The organism is Staphylococcus saprophyticus subsp. saprophyticus ATCC 15305 = NCTC 7292, from assembly GCF_000010125.1.
Classification (GTDB): domain Bacteria; phylum Bacillota; class Bacilli; order Staphylococcales; family Staphylococcaceae; genus Staphylococcus; species Staphylococcus saprophyticus.
The window spans coordinates 1,732,948-1,751,030 of sequence record NC_007350.1; the positions used below are offsets into that span (position 1 = coordinate 1,732,948).

Genomic DNA, 18,083 nt, shown 5'->3' on the forward strand with positions numbered 1-18,083 from the left:
TCGTGACAAAAATTAATAACATAATTAAAGCTGGATTTTTAGGCACAGTCGGTTTGGTAGGAAGTTTAATTTTTATTAATAAATATAAAACACAACCGCATAATCAAAGTATACCACCTTTCTTTTCTAGAACTGCACCATATATTTTTGCACATCGAGGTGGTATGGCTGTCAGACCAGAGCAAACTAAGCTTGCTTTTGATAATGCAGTCGCACATGATATAGATGGTTTTGAAACAGATGTCAGACTTACGAAAGACCATAAACTTGTAGTATTTCATGATGCTACTGTTGATCGTACTACAAATGGATCAGGTAAAGTATCTGAACACACCTTAGCAGAATTAAAACAACTAGATGCAGGTTATCGATTCACCGATATTAATGGGACTAAAGTTTATCGTGGACATGAAGATGCCAAAATATTATCATTTGATGAATTATTAGAACATTATCCAAATCAATTAATTAATGTGGATTTAAAAGATGACCCCAAAAGCAAAGAAGGTGAATTAGCGCCAGAAATCATTTATGAAGTCATCGTTGCACACCATGCACAAAAACGCGTTTTAGTGACAAGTTTTCACAGTCAACAAATTGAAAGATTTAATATAATTAGCCATGGTACTGTGGCGATTGGTGCAAGTCAAAATGAAGTAGCTGAAGGCGTATTGAAATTCTTCACAGGTCTTGGCAATACTTTCCAACCTCGTGCGAATACGTTTCAAATGCCTGTTTCTTTTAACGGGATTAAGCTAACATCGCCCAAGTTTATACAATGGTTAAACGAACGAAATATCGTTCCAGGCTACTATGGTGTTAACAATTTAGATATGATGAATGATTTAATCTTTTATGGTGCACATACCTTAGTCACTGATCGACCTGATTTAGCAGAAAGATTTAAAAATACGTATCCCAAATAATATTATAAAATAAACGACAAGTGCTATTTACAATGATTTCAATATCTGATTAAATTCACAAAAAAGGAGGCAGAGTCCTGTTAGCGCTCTGCCTCCTTTACTATTTTCTTAAAAATTCCAATCTATCTTTTATAATGAACAACCACATGAACCGCCAGTGGCACAACCACCTGATTCTTTTTGGAAAAATGGATTGCCCGCTTCAATCTTCACATTCTCAGAAACTGCGTAAGCAATTTTCACAATAACTTGATCTATCAATTCCTGCAAAGCAACTTCTTTTTGTTTATAATCCATCACTACATCAAGCATTTCATATGCACGTTTACGTTTACGTGTTTCTAACATGACACTTTGATAATCTGGATGATATTTACCAAACCGCATAATTTCATCATATTTTTCTTTAGATTTTAAGAAAGCTTGATAAAGTAGATGCGCTTCATCATCATTGGCTAATGTCTGTTCAGCTGTTTTGTATGCTTTATATAATCGAGATTGTAATATTTTATCACTGAGCATTTCTATTTCATCTAGCACTGTTAAAGTTTCTTCTGTAATCATCGTCGTCCATCTCCTTTCTATTTATCCTCTACGAAAATAAGTGTGTAATAACCATTTGTTACTTCGCCACCCATTTCATTATATTTTGAATTTAACATCCTTGATCTATGGATATCCGAATTTAACCAACTATGAATCAACGTAGGTACTTCATTAAAATCATATCCTACGTTTTGACTCGTGGAGACAAATGATATTTTTTGTTCATTCAACTGTTGTTTTAAAGCATCTTCTGTAAATTCAACACTATCAGTCCCTGTAGCTTCATACAAGTTAAATGATGCAATATGAGCTATATCATTGTTAATTTTAAGTGGCTTGGCATCCTTTAACTTTCTCATTTCATTTGTAATTTCATATAATGTCATCAATTGATTTGAATTTTGCTCATAGGGCAAATCACCATGCTCACTTTGAACTTCTTTATCTTCTTGAGAACTTAACATTTGATATGGTTTAAAGGCTGCTAAGGCTTCGCTATCTAAATATCTAACAGCTACAATTTCATTTGATTGTTGGTCAATATAAATTTGTGCATAAATATTTTTAAACTTTATAAGTGTTTGCGTCTTCATATCTAAATCAGATAATTCAAGTTCATATTCTTTACCATCAACTTTAATCGTTGGTTCAGGATTAATACTGTATTTCTCAAAAACATGTGATGCATTATCGGAAATCTTTAATGGATCGACTTTTGCATCTTTACCAGTTGCGTACACAGATTTAATAATATTATGCTTTGTTGTAACAAGATAATATTGATTATGCTCTTTAAATATATAATTTTTAAAATCACCTTTATATGAATAAACCCGTTCAGCTTGCCCATATGTATTTGTAAGTTTTTTTAGGTTTTGACCTACCCACGTACCGATACCTTCTTTTGGCATCGGATTTTCAACTGATTCCTCATTTTTATTAATATTTTCATTTTGAGTAGTCTTCGTTGAATCTTTATTAGGATTCTCCAAAACATCAAACTTTAAACGTGGTGAGTAAAAAAGGTAAATCAAGAAACATATTAATAACAGTACACCAATAATTTTAATTATTAATTTTTTCATCGCTCACCCACCTATACTTCTCTTTCATTTATTGTACATGTTTCAATATATCACAAACAAGGCATGCCGTCGTAATATTAGAAGTATATTGTAAAATACGACAGATTTTCAACATATTACGCTCTATTACAAATTAAGGTAATACACAACTCAACTTTGGGTATACTATGAAATAAGAGGTGAAAATGCATGTCAATGATACGCATACATGGCGCAAAGCAAAATAATTTAAAAAATATTTCTGTTGATATACCTAAACATCAAATAACTGTTTTTACTGGGCGTTCGGGTTCAGGAAAATCTTCTTTAGTGTTTAATACAATTGCCGCAGAATCAGAACGGCTTTTAAACGAAACTTACTCAACATACATACAACATCAACTAGCTCAATTTTCAAAATCAAAGGTCGACTTAATCGAACATTTACCAGTGGCAATGATTATAAATCAAAAAAGATTAGGTGGAAATTCTCGCTCTACAGTCGGTACAATCTCGGACATCTATGCATCTGTGAGATTACTTTGGTCACGAATTGGCAAACCGTTTGTTGGTTACTCAGATATCTTTTCATTTAATAATCCTAAAGGTATGTGTGAAACTTGTTCAGGGCTTGGTTACGTTGAGGACATTGATTTACATGAATTATTAGATTTTAATAAATCGCTCAATGAAGATGCGATACGTTTCCCTTCTTTCAGACCAGATAGTTGGCGAGGAAAACGCTATTTATATTCTGGTTTGTTTGACAACGATAAAAAATTAAAACATTTTACCAAAGAAGAACTAGATACCTTCTTGTACGCTAAGCCAATGAAAATTAAACACCCACCAGAAAACTGGCCTAAGACTGCAAAATTTGAAGGTCTCATCCATAGATTTAGACGTTCATTTTTATTGAATGACAACTTTGAAAAAATAAATTTAAAGAAGCGATTGATAGAGTGGTTACTTCTAAAAAATGCCCTACTTGTCACGGAAAAAGACTGAGCACTTCAGTTTTAAAGTGTAAAATCAATAACTTAGATATTGCTGATTTTACAAATTTATCAATTGATGATGCTTTAAAATTCATCAAAAAAATTGATTCACCAAAAGCAAATGTCATTATTGAACCATTGCAACAGCAGTTAGAATCATTGAGTTATATCGGCTTAAATTATTTAACTTTATCTAGAGAATCCACCTCTTTATCAGGTGGAGAATCACAAAGAATTAAACTCATTAGACATTTAAACAGTGCGTTGAGTGATTTAGTATATATTATTGATGAGCCGAGTATTGGACTTCATCCAGAAGATATTCAGCGTATTAATGAAATTATTCTGTCCTTGAAAAATAAAGGGAATACAGTTTTAGTAGTCGAACATGACCCAGATGTTATAAAAATAGCCGATTATATTATTGATTTAGGTCCTTTAGCTGGCAAATATGGTGGTGACATTACTTTTACAGGTAGTTATCATGAGTTACTCAATTCAACAACACATACAGGTGATGCTTTGCGCAGAATGCACCAATTAAAATCACCGAATTTAAGCGCTTCAAATTTCATAAATTTAAAGAATGTTTCTCGTAACAATATTAAGAATATGACTGTGACACTGCCTGAACAAGCTATGACTGTCGTAACTGGTGTTGCAGGTTCTGGTAAAAGTTCGTTAATCCATACAGGTTTAGAAGCGCTAGCAGACACCATTTTTATAGACCAAAAACCAGCGCATGCTTCGAGTCGCTCCAATTTATTGACTTATTTAAATATATTTGATGATGTGCGCTCATATTTTAGTGAAGTAACCGGTTTAAAGAAATCGTTGTTTAGCTATAATTCTGCAGGTGCTTGCCCTGAATGCCACGGTAAAGGCATTATCAAAACAGAGCTAGCCTTTATGCCAGATTTCACACAAACATGTGATGTTTGTCATGGTAAACGATACAAACCAGAAGTGTTAGATGTTAAAGTGGAGGGGTATAATATTGCTGATATTTTAGCATTAACGGTTGATGAAGCAATCACCTTTTTCAATAAAAATAAGGATATCGCTCAACCACTCCAAGCTTTAAAATCAACTGGTTTAAACTATATGACATTGGGACAAACACTTGATACATTGTCTGGTGGCGAAGTACAAAGAGTCAAATTAAGTAAATACTTAACAAAGACTGTCCACCAACATATCTTTGTTTTTGATGAACCAACGACTGGTTTACATGAAGATGATATCCCCATATTAATAGATTGCTTTAAACGACTCATCGATGAACACAATACAGTTGTTATTATAGAACATAATTTAACGATGATGACTTATGCTGATTGGATTATTGATATCGGCCCATTTGCAGGTGAAAAAGGGGGCCAATTACTTTATCAAGGGGAACCTCAAGGTTTACTTCAAATAAATGCGTCGCTTACAGCCAAGCACTTAAAAAGATATACAGAACGCTAATTGTCTTGTTAGCTATTCAAAACAAAGAGGAGTCATCTCATTGAGATGACTCCTCTTATATGCCTTTTAAAAAACTAACGCTTTATTTATTGATTATTATAATCCAAACGTTGCTTTAAGTAGCGATGTTGTCTCGCCACCTGGATATAATACGTAAAGCAATAGGTATACAGCTACACCTGTAATAGCTGTACAGAACCAGACAATCGATGCTATAGGTCCAACAAATCTATGTACCTTAAATTTATCTTTAAAGGCGGTAATGATTTGTACAAGTCCTAAAATGCCCCCGATTGTTGCCAAATTAATGTGGAAAATCAAGAAAATTGTATAATAAATTTTGATAGAATCTGGACCACCAAATGCAGTATTACCTATAAAAATTGTTCTTGAAGCATAAATGATAAAGAATGCTAGTGCAAAAAATGCTGCAGCCAACATTACCTTTTTATGACTTTCAATTTTTCTTTTCCATATTTGACGCCAACCTATTGCAATAAGGATTGCACTAATTACAATAAAGCTTGTACTGATTGTGGGTAAAATTGGTAAGTTCATATAATACATCCTTATCATAAGTTATTAAAACATTTGAATGAGCGAGATGACAACAACGAGTACGAAGAAAACGACTAAATAGTTTAGTGAATATATAAACATTTTTGTTGCCCATTTTGTTTGATCTGTATCTTTTTTGAAGCTTGTTAATCCTAAGTAAAGCCATCCTAAATTTAATAAAGTAGCTAACACAATAAATGTAACACCTAAGCTACTTAATAAGAATGGTAGTGGTAACAAGACAACTAACCAGAAAAACATACTTACTCTCGTACGATTAAATCCTTTAACTGATGGTAACATTGGTATATTTGCTAATGAATATTCATCCTTACGTTTAATTGCTAAAGCATAAAAATGAATCGGTTGCCAACAGAAGATAACTAAGAATAGTGCAACGGCTACTAAGCTTATATTTCCTTCTATCGCTGTCCAACCAATTAGCGGTGGAACTGCTCCTGGAAAACTACCTATGACTGTATTCCAAACCGTATGTCTTTTAGACCAAATTGAATAAAATGATACATAACCAACAATGCCCAATAGACCAATAACGCCTGAAGGTATATTGAGTGCAAATAGTAATGCTTCCCCTATGAGCATCATTCCAAAGCTGAGAATTAATAAATTTCTATTTGAAATTCTTTCATTAACTGTAGGTCTCTGTTGTTTACTTGGCATGATACTGTCAATATCTTGATCGTAGTAATTATTTAAAGCACATGCGCCCCCCATAATTAACGTAGAGCCCACTAACATCATTAAGATTTGTGGTATTGACGAGAGGAAGGAATGATTTGCCAACACAATCGCTAACCATGATCCAGCAAATGCAGGAATTAAATTCCCTTGAACCAAGCCCATTTTGATGATTTGCTGTAACTCTTTAAAAGTTACACGGCTAGAATTATGCGCCAAAGTTTGTTCTTTGTTCATAATTTCCCTCCTATTTTTTTCATATAATACAATGATATATTAATTTTGTTCAATTGACTACATTAATGTAAAGATATTTGTGACACTTTATCGACATTAGCAAAAAGTCATTTTTGTGACACATTTTATTTGCTATTTATTGTTATAATAAAATTTAAGATTTATGAACATATAAAAATATATAAATGAGATGTATCATTATGTATACCTAAGTTGCTTTTAGCACTACTGGGCGTAATTAAATATTTTCATTATTATATTTTTAAAGTGGGGGGTTAATTCTTGTTTAGCAAAAAAAACCTTAAATGGTTATCTGTGTTAGCAACAGTCATAATGGCTTTTGTTCAACTTGGTGGCGCGTTAGTAACAAAAACAGGTTCAGCAGATGGTTGTGGATCTGACTGGCCACTTTGTCATGGCGCGTTCTTACCTCAAAATTTACCAATCCAAACATTAATTGAATTAAGTCATCGTGCAGTATCTGGCTTATCATTAATTGTCGTTTTATGGTTGGTTATTGTTGCTTGGAAACATATTGGTTATATCAAAGAAGTTAAACCATTATCTTGTATTAGTGTTGGTTTCTTACTAATTCAGGCTTTAGTTGGTGCGGCAGCAGTAATGTGGCAACAAAATGCATATGTATTAGCACTTCACTTTGGTATCTCTTTAATTTCCTTTTCATCTGTATTTGTATTAACTTTAATTATATATGAAGTTGACCGTAAATATGAAGCTGATGAATTGTTTATTAGAAAACCATTGAGAATTTATACATGGATTATGGCACTCATTGTTTATATGACGATATATACAGGTGCTTTAGTAAGACATAAAGAAGCAAGTTTAGCGTATGGTCAATGGCCATTACCGTTTAATGATTTAATGCCACATAATGTTCAGGATTGGGTAAATTTAACACATAGAGGTATGGCACTCATTGCCTTTATTTGGATTTTAATTACATTTATCCACGCCGTAAACAATTATAGAGAAAATCGTACAATTCGTTACGGTTATACAGCGGCATTTATTTTAGTTATCTTACAAGTAACTACAGGCGCATTATCCATTATTACTGAAGTTAATTTATTCATCGCATTGTTACATGCATTGTTTATTACATTACTCTTCGGATTAATCGCATACTTTATCATATTAATGTTACGTACAATTCGAAGTGGCGGATAATTAACGTTTTGGGTATATAATCACATAAAAAAGCAAGCTCAGTTTTTAAGAAAACTGAGCTTGCTTTTTATTTTTAAACTAATCAACAGGTTCTTTTTCAATTTCAATCAATAAGTCGCCTGTTTCAATCGCTTCACCACTTTGTACTGTTACTTTTTTAACAACGCCATCAAACGGTGCTTGAATCGTTGTTTCCATCTTCATAGCTTCAGTAATCAATAACGCTTGACCACTCGTTACAGATTCTCCTTCAGCAATCTTCACTTCCGTAACTGAACCTGGCATTTGTGCACCAATATGATTTGGGTTTAATTTATCTGCTTTTGGCTTAACACTTTCATTCGCCTTAACATTTTCATCTTGAATAAAGATACGTCGCGCTTGGCCATTCATATCATAAAAGATTGTACGTATACCTTTTTCATCTGGTTCCGTAATTGTCTTAAGTGTAATGATTAAACGTTTACCTGTATCAATTTCAATCTCAACCGTTTCATTTGAACGCATACCAAAGAAGAATGTTGGCGTATCTAAAAGAGACACATTTCCAAATTGTTTTTGTGTTGCTATAAATTGTTCGTAAACTTTAGGATATAGCACATAACTTATGATGTCTTGTTCTGTTACTTCTCTCTCTTGTTTTTCTTCTAATTCTTTTCTTACTGCTTCAAAATCAACAGGATCTAAATGTTCCCCTGGTCGATCTGTATTGGCAGATTGCCCTTTGAGAATAACTTTTTGTAACGTTTTATTGAAACCATTGACCGGCTGTCCAATATCACCTTTAAAGAATGACACAACTGATTCAGGGAAATCCAATTTATAGCCATCTTTTATAATAGTATCTTCATTTAAATCATTTTGTACCATGTACAATGCCATGTCACCTACAACTTTAGATGACGGCGTTACTTTAACAATATCACCAAATAAGAAGTTCACACGTCTATACATTTCTTTTACTTCATTAAATCGATTGCCTAATCCTAAACTTTTAGCTTGTTGGCTTAGGTTCGAATATTGACCACCAGGCATTTCGTGTTTATAAATTTCAGTATTAGGTGATTTAATATCACTTTCAAAATCACTGTAATATTGACGTACTGTACCCCAATAGTGTGATAACTCTTCCATACCATCTACATCTGCACGCATATTTCTATCAAATCCATTTAATGCATAATATAAAGAGTTGCCACTTGGTTGGCTTGTTAAACCACTCATAGAAGCTACTGCAGTATCAATGACGTCTACACCTGCATCTATAGCTTGTTTATACACTAATAAACCATTTCCACTTGTGTCATGTGTGTGTAAGTGAATTGGTAAATCAACCGCAGCTTTCAATTCTCCAATTAGTTCATTGGCAGCTTTAGGTTTCAATAATCCCGCCATATCTTTAATCGCTAATATATGGAATCCTTCACGTTCAAGTGTTTTCGCCATATCAACATAGTATTGTAAAGTATAAATATCCGAACGATTTGGATTTAATATGTCTCCTGTATAACAAATCGTCCCTTCCGAAATTTTACCCGCTTCTTGTACAGCTTCATTGGCCACTTTCATTTGATCAACCCAATTTAAAGAGTCAAAGATACGGAACACGTCTATGCCAGCTTCTGAACTTTCTTTAACGAATTTTTTTATAACATTGTCTGGATAATTTTTATATCCAACAGCATTTGAGGCGCGTAATAACATTTGGAATAAAACATTTGGAATTTCTTTTCTTAATCTTTCTAAGCGTTTCCATGGATTTTCTTTCAAGAAATTATACGCAACATCAAAAGTTGCACCGCCCCACATCTCTAATGAAAAGCTGTCTTTCATTACTTGAGCTGTTTTAGAAGCAATATTCATCATGTCTTTTGTTCTCACACGTGTAGCTAATAATGACTGATGCGCATCTCTAAATGTAGTGTCGGTGATTAATACATCGTCTTGCTCTTTTAACCATTCTGCTACTGCCTTAGGTCCTTTAGTATCCAGTATTTGTTTCGTTCCCTCTAATTTTGCTATTTCTTTTCTAGGGATTTGTGGAATTGGCGATGTTTCATAGATCGGTTTAGGTCGTTTTTCTACATTTGGAAATCCATTAATCGAAACATTACCAATATATTCTAACGTTTTTGTACCTCTATCTAATATCGGTTCAATATCAAATAACTCAGGTGTCTGCTCAATGAATTTAGTAGTATAATCACCTGTTTTAAATTGCTCATTTCTCATAACATTAATTAAAAACGGAACATTGGTTTTCACACCACGGATTCGCATTTCTTGTAATGAACGATCCATTTTTTCATTTGCTTGTTTGTAAGACATAGCGTGTGTAGATAATTTTACCAATAACGAATCATAATAAGGTGAAATTTCTGCACCTTGGAATCCATCACCAGCATCTAATCTCACTCCAAAACCACCGCTTGAACGATAAGCTATGATACGTCCAGTATCTGGCATAAAATCATTTGTTGGATCTTCAGTAGTAATACGACATTGAATCGCATATCCTAATGTTTTAATATCTGCTTGACTTGGCATACTTATTTCTTCGTCAAATAGATTTTCACCATCAGCAACAAGTATTTGTGTTTTAACGATATCAACACCTGTAATCATCTCAGTAATCGTATGTTCCACTTGAACACGCGGATTAACTTCAATGAAGTAGAATTCTTCGCCCGATACAAGGAATTCCACCGTACCTGCATTGACATATTCAATATTTTCCATTAATTGGATTGCTGCTTCACAGATACGTTCCCTTAAATCATCTGACAATGCAACTGAAGGTGCCACTTCTACTACCTTTTGGTGTCGTCTTTGTACAGAACAATCACGTTCATATAAATGTACGATATTACCATGTTCATCACCGATAACTTGTACTTCAATATGTTTCGGATTGTCTATATATTTTTCAATATATACTTCACTATTACCAAATGATTTTTCCGCTTCAGATTTAGCTCGATGGAATGCGTCTTCTAATTCATCTTCCGATTGTACGATACGCATACCTTTACCGCCGCCACCACTTGTCGCTTTAATCATCAATGGGTAACCTGCTTCATTAGCAAATGCAATCGCATCCTCTTGATTATCAATAGGACCATCCGTACCTGGAATGACTCTTAAATCCGCATTAATCGCTGTTGTTCTTGCCTTAACTTTATCGCCAAACATGTCTAAATGTTCAACACGTGGACCAATAAATTTAATTCCTTCTTCTTGACATCTACGAGCAAATGTTTCATTTTCACTTAAAAAGCCATAACCAGGATGTATCGCATCTACATCTGCACGCTTAGCAACATCAATGATTCTTTCTATATCTAAATAAGATTCAGCAGGTCCTAAATCTTTGCCTACTAAATAAGATTCATCTGCTTTATATCTATGTAAAGATCCTTTATCTTCATTTGAATAAATTGCAACTGTTTTAATATCTAATTCTGTCGCTGCCCTAAAAATTCTTATTGCTATTTCACCACGATTGGCTACCAAAAGCTTGTTTATTTGTTTCACATCATGGTCCCCCTTAAATTTTGAATTTTCTAAAAAGTTAGATATGATTTTCATTATAGCAAAATACGAACAATGTATACAGTAATAAATTATTAAGTTTTATCTTGAAACTATTTATAAGATGTTAAATTGTAAAATTTTTATAATTTAAATGTACTTCTTCCGAATGAATCGAAAGCCTTACTATAACAAGCTTAGAAGAAAATTATATCACGTATTACAATTAATAAAAAGTTATTACTATTGATAACTTTTTATTATCATTATATCTATCTGTAAAAAGTATTTCAAAATTAGGTTTAAATTGTAAAAAAATAGACAAACATTTCAACTATTAAAAGTTGAAACGTTTGTCTTTAAATCCTTTTACTGATTATTAAACATTTAATTTAGTTTTTTATTAATACCGTCTAGTCATTCCGATATGAGTCTTTTTCTTATTCGCTTGTTTTTTTCTATAAGCTTCTATTCTTATTTGTTTACCGGTAATAAGTAATAAACCTAAAGCGATACTTAAACTAATCATAGATGAACCACCAAAACTGATAAATGGTAATGGCACCCCTGTTAAAGGAATTGTACCTGAAATACCACCTAAATTAACGAAAGTTTGACTTCCTATATAACTAGCTACACCAACACATACGAGTTTATAAAAATAAGAATTTGTCTTATTAGCTAACTCAAAGGCTCTATAGACGATAAAGAATAGTAAACAAATGACTACAAGGCCACCTACTAAACCTAATTCTTCACATATAATAGAAAAAATAAAATCTGTATGTGGTTCAGGCAAATAACCTAATTTCATGATACTGTTGCCTAGGCCTCTACCTAGCAAGCCACCATTCCCGATGGCAATTAGGGAATTAGAAATATGATACCCCGTACCTGATTCTTGGCTAAATGGATTTGTTAACGTACTAAATCTCGCTGTTAAGTAATCTGGTACTAAACCAATAATTAAGAAGAGCGAGCCAATAATAACGACACCTACTATAATTAACAGACCGTATTTAATGGACTTTTGGACACCAATACCAGCATAGAAAAGTATTGAAACGAATATAATCATAATCAATAACGTTTGTCCGACATCGCGCTGTAACAGCACTAATGCGATACACAATCCTGCTAAAATAATTGGTGAAGTCATTAATTTTGGCTGTTTAAATACTTTTGGTCGTTTCTTTTCAATCATGTAAGGAATATATAAGATGATTGCAATTTTCAACAATTCAGAAGCTTGTAAATTCATAAAACCTAAATTAATCCAACTTTTGGAACCATTGATATTACTACCAACAACTAGTGTTGCAGCAAGTAAAATAATGATGCCAATCATCATCCATTTTTGAAATCTAATTGTTTCTAATAATTTAACATTCATGAAGAATGCCATGAAAAATACTATAACTAAACTCATTATCACGTACATTAATTGTCTTGTATAAAAGTACGTACCTGGTACGGATATGCCACCTGTCAACGATCCTTTTGTAGCAGCAACCATACTTGCACTATATACCATAACCAAACCAATTAGACATAATAATAAATATGTAACTACGAGTGGATAATCGATATATTTGGCATTTTTACTTATATATCGAAAAAACCGTTTTATGTTATTCATATGACATATCATCCAATTCTAATTTTTAATATTCTATTTGTTAATTCGATAACTGTATTTAATAAAAGTGATTTGAATCATCCGTAATCCTTTTACGGTAATCGTTTGATAAAAATAAATTTTACTTTTAACATTATATCAAACATTGTAACAATTTCTCGAGCAAATATAACACTAATAATCATTATTTTATTTTATTGTTGAGTTATTTTTTTAAAGCACGACAAAAGTGGCTAAGAAATGATCAACAAATGATTGATGTCCCAGCCACTTTCACAATACTTATGTAGTTTTAAATAATAAATTCCTATATAAGTTTATATATCAATTTTGGAATCTTATGTTTCCAGAAATAAATCTACCTACTGTAACCAAATTAAACATTAGTAAATGCATCATGCAATTTAGAAAGTTCTTTTTCTAAACGAAGCATTAAATCTTTGCCCACTTCTCTGTCAACTAAACCAAGTTGTACAGCAAAATCCACTTCTTTTTGTAATCCAAACATTTGTGTATCAAGTACTTCTTCATATAATGGGCATTGAGGTAATGTAAGATTATCCATTTGTACTTTAATAAGTTGGAGAATCCTATCAGCATCTTTATTCAATTGGTCATATGCCGCATTGTTAATTTTTTGATTTTTTTCCAAGACATACTCCCCCTATCAATTGTAACTTTATAAGAAGAGTGTATCTTACTAAATAGTAAAAAGCAAGTGAATTCAAGAATATACGTTACTGTCTAATTTGTGATAATATTAATAGTAACGATAATTTAATTTACTCTTATTTATAATCAATGTGCCTTTATACAGGCCATTACTTGAAAACGGTTTAATGATTTTTATTTTTTAGCTCTGCTAAACTTGAATTAAATGTAACATAGATAAGTGTTTTGTTCACAAAAAAGTCATTTTTATCACTAAAATTTTTTCAATAAAATGATTATAGATATTTGTAATTTATGCCAATAGGAGTGGGATTATGATTCAAATTAAGGGTGAAGTTAAATTTCCAATTACGCTAGATAGTACGACTTGGATTTTTGATGACAGAAAAGTACAAATTGAAGATTTAGAACAAGGCGTTTTTGACGGCACAAAGCCAATCAATTTTGACGATAATCGCGAATGGAATAGAGCCATTCTAGAAGGTCAAACGAATCCGCCAACTCTAAATTCAGAAATTAAATATAAAAGACGCGCAGTATTAGAAAAATCTTTTGTTATCAATATGACACCATTTTTCAAAAATGCTGAACCTCATGATAATGCAACCACAATACGTTTGTTTAATGATAATGAGTCAATTGAAATACCAATCGACTTGTTACCTTACCTCTTTTTCCAATTCGCCAAAGATGGTAAAAGATTATATGAGGATTATTCTGTTGATAGCTTTGTTTATATTCCTGAAGAAGGATATTCTTATCAGTTTCAATATGTTACTGGTATAGAGGTGATCTAGTTATGAAGAAAGTGAAATGTATCATTTGTGATACGGAAGTGTTCATAGATCAAAATACATTAGAAGCCAAAAGATTACGTAACGATCCAATGCATACGTTTATGTGTGATGAATGTAAAAGTAGACTTGATACACCAAAACAACGTAATCAAGATACAACGTATAATCATCGTTAAACAGTTAAATATGTATTAAAACGTTTCTTAAAATTTGATAATAATATACTAACAACCCAATAAAGCATCCGTGACATAAATGTCTCTAATTAATAAGGCACCTCATTTTTAAATTATTTAATGGTAATTTTAAAATGAGGTGCCTTTATTTTTTGAATATTAATATACGTATTTTGAATCATAACATAACTTGCTGGCGCCCAGAGCAATAGTAAGCGTGTGAGACTATAAGCTCGTCTATCTTACAAGCCTGAGATGGTTAAAATAATAATATTTTAAATATAAAGAAGACTCATCCTTAATACGAATGAGTCCTCTTATATTGAAATTAAAATGTTTTAGAAAAAAACGTTTTATTATTCATCTTCTTGCATTAATTGTTTAATACGTTTCGCTTCTTTTTCACGTGCATTTTTCTCTAATACTGTTTTTCTAATACGGATGTTTTCTGGCGTAGCTTCTACAAGTTCATCGTCATTAATAAATTGTAAAGCTTCTTCAAGTGTTAACGTTCTTGGACGTTTCATTGTAACTGTTTGGTCTTTATTAGAAGAACGTACGTTAGTTTGGTTTTTCTCTTTCGTTACATTAACTGTTAAGTCATTTTCACGGTTATGTTCACCAACAACCATACCTTCATAAACTTCAGTACCTGGTTCCATAAAGTTTACACCACGGTCTTCTAAGCCCATAAGTGCATATGAACTTGCTTTACCTTGATCTAATGATACTAATGCGCCATTTCTTCTACCACCGATACGGCCTTTAACACGTGGTTTAAATTCTTCAAATGTATGGTTAATAATACCATAACCACGTGTTTGAGACATAAATTCAGTAGTATAACCGATTAATCCACGCGCTGGTACCATAAAGATAATACGTGTTAAGCCATTGTCTGTAGTGACCATGTCTAACATTTCACCTTTACGTTGTCCTAATGATTCAATCACAGCACCTGTATATTCTTGTGGTACTTCACATTGTACACGTTCAAATGGCTCACATTGTACGCCATCAATTTCTCTTAAGATAACTTGTGGTTTAGAAACTTGTAATTCGAAACCTTCACGTCTCATATTTTCAATTAATATAGATAAGTGTAATTCACCACGACCTGCAACAATCCATTTATCTGGAGATTCAGTTTGTGTAACTTTTAAAGAAACGTCTGTTTCTAATTGTTGATCTAAACGTTCTTGAATTTGACGTGAAGTCACGTAATCACCTTCACGACCTGCGAATGGAGAATTGTTTACTCTGAAAGTCATTTCTAGTGTTGGTTCATCAATTCTTAATACTGGTAATGCCTCTTGGTTATCAGTTGGCGTTACTGTTTCACCAACGTTAATATCTTCCATTCCTGATACAGCAATTAGGTCCCCAGCATATGCTTCATTAACTTCTTCACGTTTCAAACCGAAGAAACCAAAGATTTTTGTTACACGGAAGTTTTTAATTGATCCGTCTAATTTAATCAATGATACATTGTCACCGACACGCATTGTTCCTCTAAATACACGACCAACACCAATACGTCCTAAATAGTCACTATAGTCTAATAGTGCTGTTTGGAATTGAAGTGGCTCATCTCTATTATCTACAGGAGCTGGTACATAATCAATGATTGTTTCATACAATGATTGCATGTTTTCATCTTGTTTTTCTGGATCTAAACTTGCAGTACCATTCACTGCTGAAGCATATACAACTGGGAAATCAAGTTGTTCATCGTTTGCTTCTAATTCAATAAATAAGTCTAAAACTTCATCAACTACACCTTCAGGTCTAGCTTCTGGTTTGTCAATTTTATTTACAACTACAACTGGTTTCAAGTTTTGTTCTAATGCTTTTTTCAAAACAAAGCGTGTTTGAGGCATTGTACCTTCATATGCATCTACTACTAAAACAACACCATCAACCATTTTCATGATACGTTCTACTTCTCCACCGAAGTCAGCATGTCCTGGTGTATCTAATATATTAATTCGATTATCTTTGTAATTTACTGCTGTATTTTTCGCAAGGATAGTGATACCACGTTCTCTTTCAATATCATTTGAATCCATTGCTCTTTCGTCTACGTGCTCATTCTCACGGAAAATTCCTGATTGTTTTAACAATTCGTCTACAAGTGTCGTTTTACCATGGTCAACGTGAGCAATGATAGCTATATTACGAACATCTTCTCTTATTTTAGTCATTTTTATACAATTTCCTTTCTCGAGTAAATTCCCACTTTTCTTTGCAACTTTTTTATTATATCATATAATTGGTTAAAGAAAACTATAAAGGTGTGGTAGGGATGCAACAAAAAAAATCAAAAGCAATATTTTGGGTACTCGCTGTGGTTGCTATAATATTTTTACTTTTATTTAGCTTCAGTTTAGCTGCTACAAATGTTCCATTCATGATTTTAACATTTATATTATTCATTGCAACATTTGGTTACGGTTTCACGTTAAAGAAGAAATATCGTGAAAATGATTGGCTATAATTTCATGTTGATTTAACATATATTCATAAATACGTCTCACTCTTCTAAGTAGGAGTGAGACGCTTTTTTATTTTTAAAAATCGATTTAGCTAATCATTTTTAGCTTTTAATTTTTGCTGTAATAATTGAACTATTTCATAATTTTTTTTGAAATGGTTATCTATTAACTCTGAATGTAAATCCTTATTTGCCATTATAATCGAACTCGGTTCATATATGGATAAGGGTTCTCCTAATAAGTTTGTGCCGACGCCCCCCACTTCATTTAAGATAATCAAACCACCTGCAAAATCCCATGGTTGTAATCTAGGTGTCATATATGCACCTAATTTACCAGTTGCCACGTGTATGATTTCTAACGCTGCAGAACCATAGGCACGCGCGCTCCTTGCTTCATTTACGATGGGTTTAAACATTTCACCTAAGCGTGGTTTAGTTAGCCAATTGGGATTGATACCAATAATACTCGTTTTTAGTTGTGTGGAAGAAATTGCTGGTAACAAATTACCGTTTTCATATGCGCCTTCACCCGTTTTAGCATGATATAATACATCGTTCATAACGTCATAAACAAAGCCAGCATATGGTTTCCCATCATTATAGATACCGATTGAAATTGCAAAATTTTCTTGCTGATGTACAAAATTCAACGTACCATCAATTGGATCGATAACCCAAACTACCCCTGCCTCGTCTTTCAGCTCATGTCCATGTCCTTCTTCACCTATAACTAAATGATTCGGGTATGTTTGCTTGATGTTATCAAAAAGATATTTCTCCGTAGCTTTATCCACATTCGTCACTAGATCATTAGGATTTGATTTTGTCTCAATCTTAATGTCTTGTTTCATTATTTTTTTTACATTGATTCCTGCTTCTAATATAAGGCCTTTTGCAAATTCATAAACAGTCATTGTATCAGCTCCTTGTTCACTATTTATTATACATTAGTTAATACTTAAAAAGATATTAGCCAACAATTTATTAAATACTTCAATAATCAAGCATTAAATTTCATCTAAGTATGATTTATCTATTATAATTACCCTTTTTACTCGTTGTATACACGCACTAGATATCAC

General features: G+C 32.6%; 14 protein-coding genes and 1 pseudogene. 6 read left to right on the top strand and 9 right to left on the bottom strand.

Annotated features, from left to right (window positions below):
* Positions 1 to 2: 2 nt before the first annotated feature.
* Positions 3 to 926: a glycerophosphodiester phosphodiesterase gene (locus SSP_RS08400; RefSeq protein WP_011303397.1), complete on the top strand. Its 924-nt coding sequence runs from the start codon at positions 3 to 5 to the stop codon at positions 924 to 926.
* Between the two features lie 129 nt (positions 927 to 1,055).
* Here SSP_RS08400 and SSP_RS08405 read toward each other — a convergent pair whose 3' ends face one another.
* Together SSP_RS08405 and SSP_RS08410 are read right to left on the bottom strand one after the other, a co-directional pair.
* Positions 1,056 to 1,490, bottom strand: a complete 435-nt coding sequence (locus tag SSP_RS08405) for a YlbF family regulator (RefSeq protein WP_002483650.1) — start codon at positions 1,488 to 1,490, stop codon at positions 1,056 to 1,058.
* A 17-nt stretch (positions 1,491 to 1,507) separates the two neighbouring features.
* Positions 1,508 to 2,557, bottom strand: coding sequence for a CAP-associated domain-containing protein (locus tag SSP_RS08410; RefSeq protein ID WP_011303398.1), 1,050 nt, complete (start codon positions 2,555 to 2,557; stop codon positions 1,508 to 1,510).
* Between the two features lie 189 nt (positions 2,558 to 2,746).
* On the opposite strand from SSP_RS08410, the pseudogene SSP_RS08415 reads away from it, so the two are divergent.
* Positions 2,747 to 5,004 (top strand): annotated as a pseudogene (locus SSP_RS08415) (ATP-binding cassette domain-containing protein).
* A 96-nt stretch (positions 5,005 to 5,100) separates the two neighbouring features.
* Here the strand turns inward: SSP_RS08415 and SSP_RS08420 are convergent.
* Both SSP_RS08420 and cyoE read right to left on the bottom strand, forming a co-directional pair.
* Complete coding sequence (locus tag SSP_RS08420; RefSeq protein WP_011303401.1) at positions 5,101 to 5,562, bottom strand: DUF420 domain-containing protein; 462 nt, start codon at positions 5,560 to 5,562, stop codon at positions 5,101 to 5,103.
* Between the two features lie 24 nt (positions 5,563 to 5,586).
* On the bottom strand, positions 5,587 to 6,498 hold the full coding sequence (gene cyoE / locus SSP_RS08425; RefSeq protein WP_002483654.1) for a heme o synthase: 912 nt from the start codon (positions 6,496 to 6,498) through the stop codon (positions 5,587 to 5,589).
* A gap of 282 nt (positions 6,499 to 6,780) precedes the next feature.
* On the opposite strand from cyoE, the gene SSP_RS08430 reads away from it, so the two are divergent.
* Positions 6,781 to 7,689 carry a COX15/CtaA family protein gene (locus SSP_RS08430; protein WP_011303402.1) on the top strand — a complete coding sequence of 303 codons (909 nt, stop codon included), beginning with the start codon at positions 6,781 to 6,783 and terminating at the stop codon, positions 7,687 to 7,689.
* A 78-nt stretch (positions 7,690 to 7,767) separates the two neighbouring features.
* Here the strand turns inward: SSP_RS08430 and SSP_RS08435 are convergent, their stop codons facing one another.
* From SSP_RS08435 to SSP_RS08445, 3 genes are all read right to left on the bottom strand, one after another.
* Positions 7,768 to 11,223 carry a pyruvate carboxylase gene (locus tag SSP_RS08435; RefSeq protein ID WP_011303403.1) on the bottom strand — a complete coding sequence of 1,152 codons (3,456 nt, stop codon included), beginning with the start codon at positions 11,221 to 11,223 and terminating at the stop codon, positions 7,768 to 7,770.
* A gap of 400 nt (positions 11,224 to 11,623) precedes the next feature.
* Positions 11,624 to 12,859 carry a cell division peptidoglycan polymerase FtsW gene (gene ftsW / locus SSP_RS08440; RefSeq protein ID WP_011303404.1) on the bottom strand — a complete coding sequence of 412 codons (1,236 nt, stop codon included), beginning with the start codon at positions 12,857 to 12,859 and terminating at the stop codon, positions 11,624 to 11,626.
* Positions 12,860 to 13,235: 376 nt separating this feature from the next.
* Positions 13,236 to 13,511, bottom strand: coding sequence for a YlaN family protein (locus SSP_RS08445; protein ID WP_002483658.1), 276 nt, complete (start codon positions 13,509 to 13,511; stop codon positions 13,236 to 13,238).
* Positions 13,512 to 13,845: 334 nt separating this feature from the next.
* Here SSP_RS08445 and SSP_RS08450 point away from each other — a divergent pair, with 334 nt between their 5' ends.
* Positions 13,846 to 14,328 (top strand): hypothetical protein, encoded by a 483-nt coding sequence (locus tag SSP_RS08450; protein WP_002483659.1) that lies wholly within the window; start codon positions 13,846 to 13,848, stop codon positions 14,326 to 14,328.
* A 2-nt stretch (positions 14,329 to 14,330) separates the two neighbouring features.
* Positions 14,331 to 14,504: a DUF2197 domain-containing protein gene (locus tag SSP_RS12825; protein WP_011303405.1), complete on the top strand. Its 174-nt coding sequence runs from the start codon at positions 14,331 to 14,333 to the stop codon at positions 14,502 to 14,504.
* Between the two features lie 356 nt (positions 14,505 to 14,860).
* Here SSP_RS12825 and typA read toward each other — a convergent pair whose 3' ends face one another.
* The gene (gene typA, locus SSP_RS08455; protein ID WP_002483661.1) at positions 14,861 to 16,708 is read right to left on the bottom strand and encodes a translational GTPase TypA; all 1,848 of its coding nucleotides are present in this window, start codon (positions 16,706 to 16,708) and stop codon (positions 14,861 to 14,863) included.
* 101 nt (positions 16,709 to 16,809) lie between these two features.
* On the opposite strand from typA, the gene SSP_RS08460 reads away from it, so the two are divergent.
* Positions 16,810 to 17,001 carry a DUF5325 family protein gene (locus tag SSP_RS08460; protein ID WP_011303406.1) on the top strand — a complete coding sequence of 64 codons (192 nt, stop codon included), beginning with the start codon at positions 16,810 to 16,812 and terminating at the stop codon, positions 16,999 to 17,001.
* 89 nt (positions 17,002 to 17,090) lie between these two features.
* Here the strand turns inward: SSP_RS08460 and SSP_RS08465 are convergent, their stop codons facing one another.
* Complete coding sequence (locus tag SSP_RS08465) at positions 17,091 to 17,915, bottom strand: inositol monophosphatase family protein (protein ID WP_002483663.1); 825 nt, start codon at positions 17,913 to 17,915, stop codon at positions 17,091 to 17,093.
* Positions 17,916 to 18,083 lie beyond the last annotated feature (168 nt).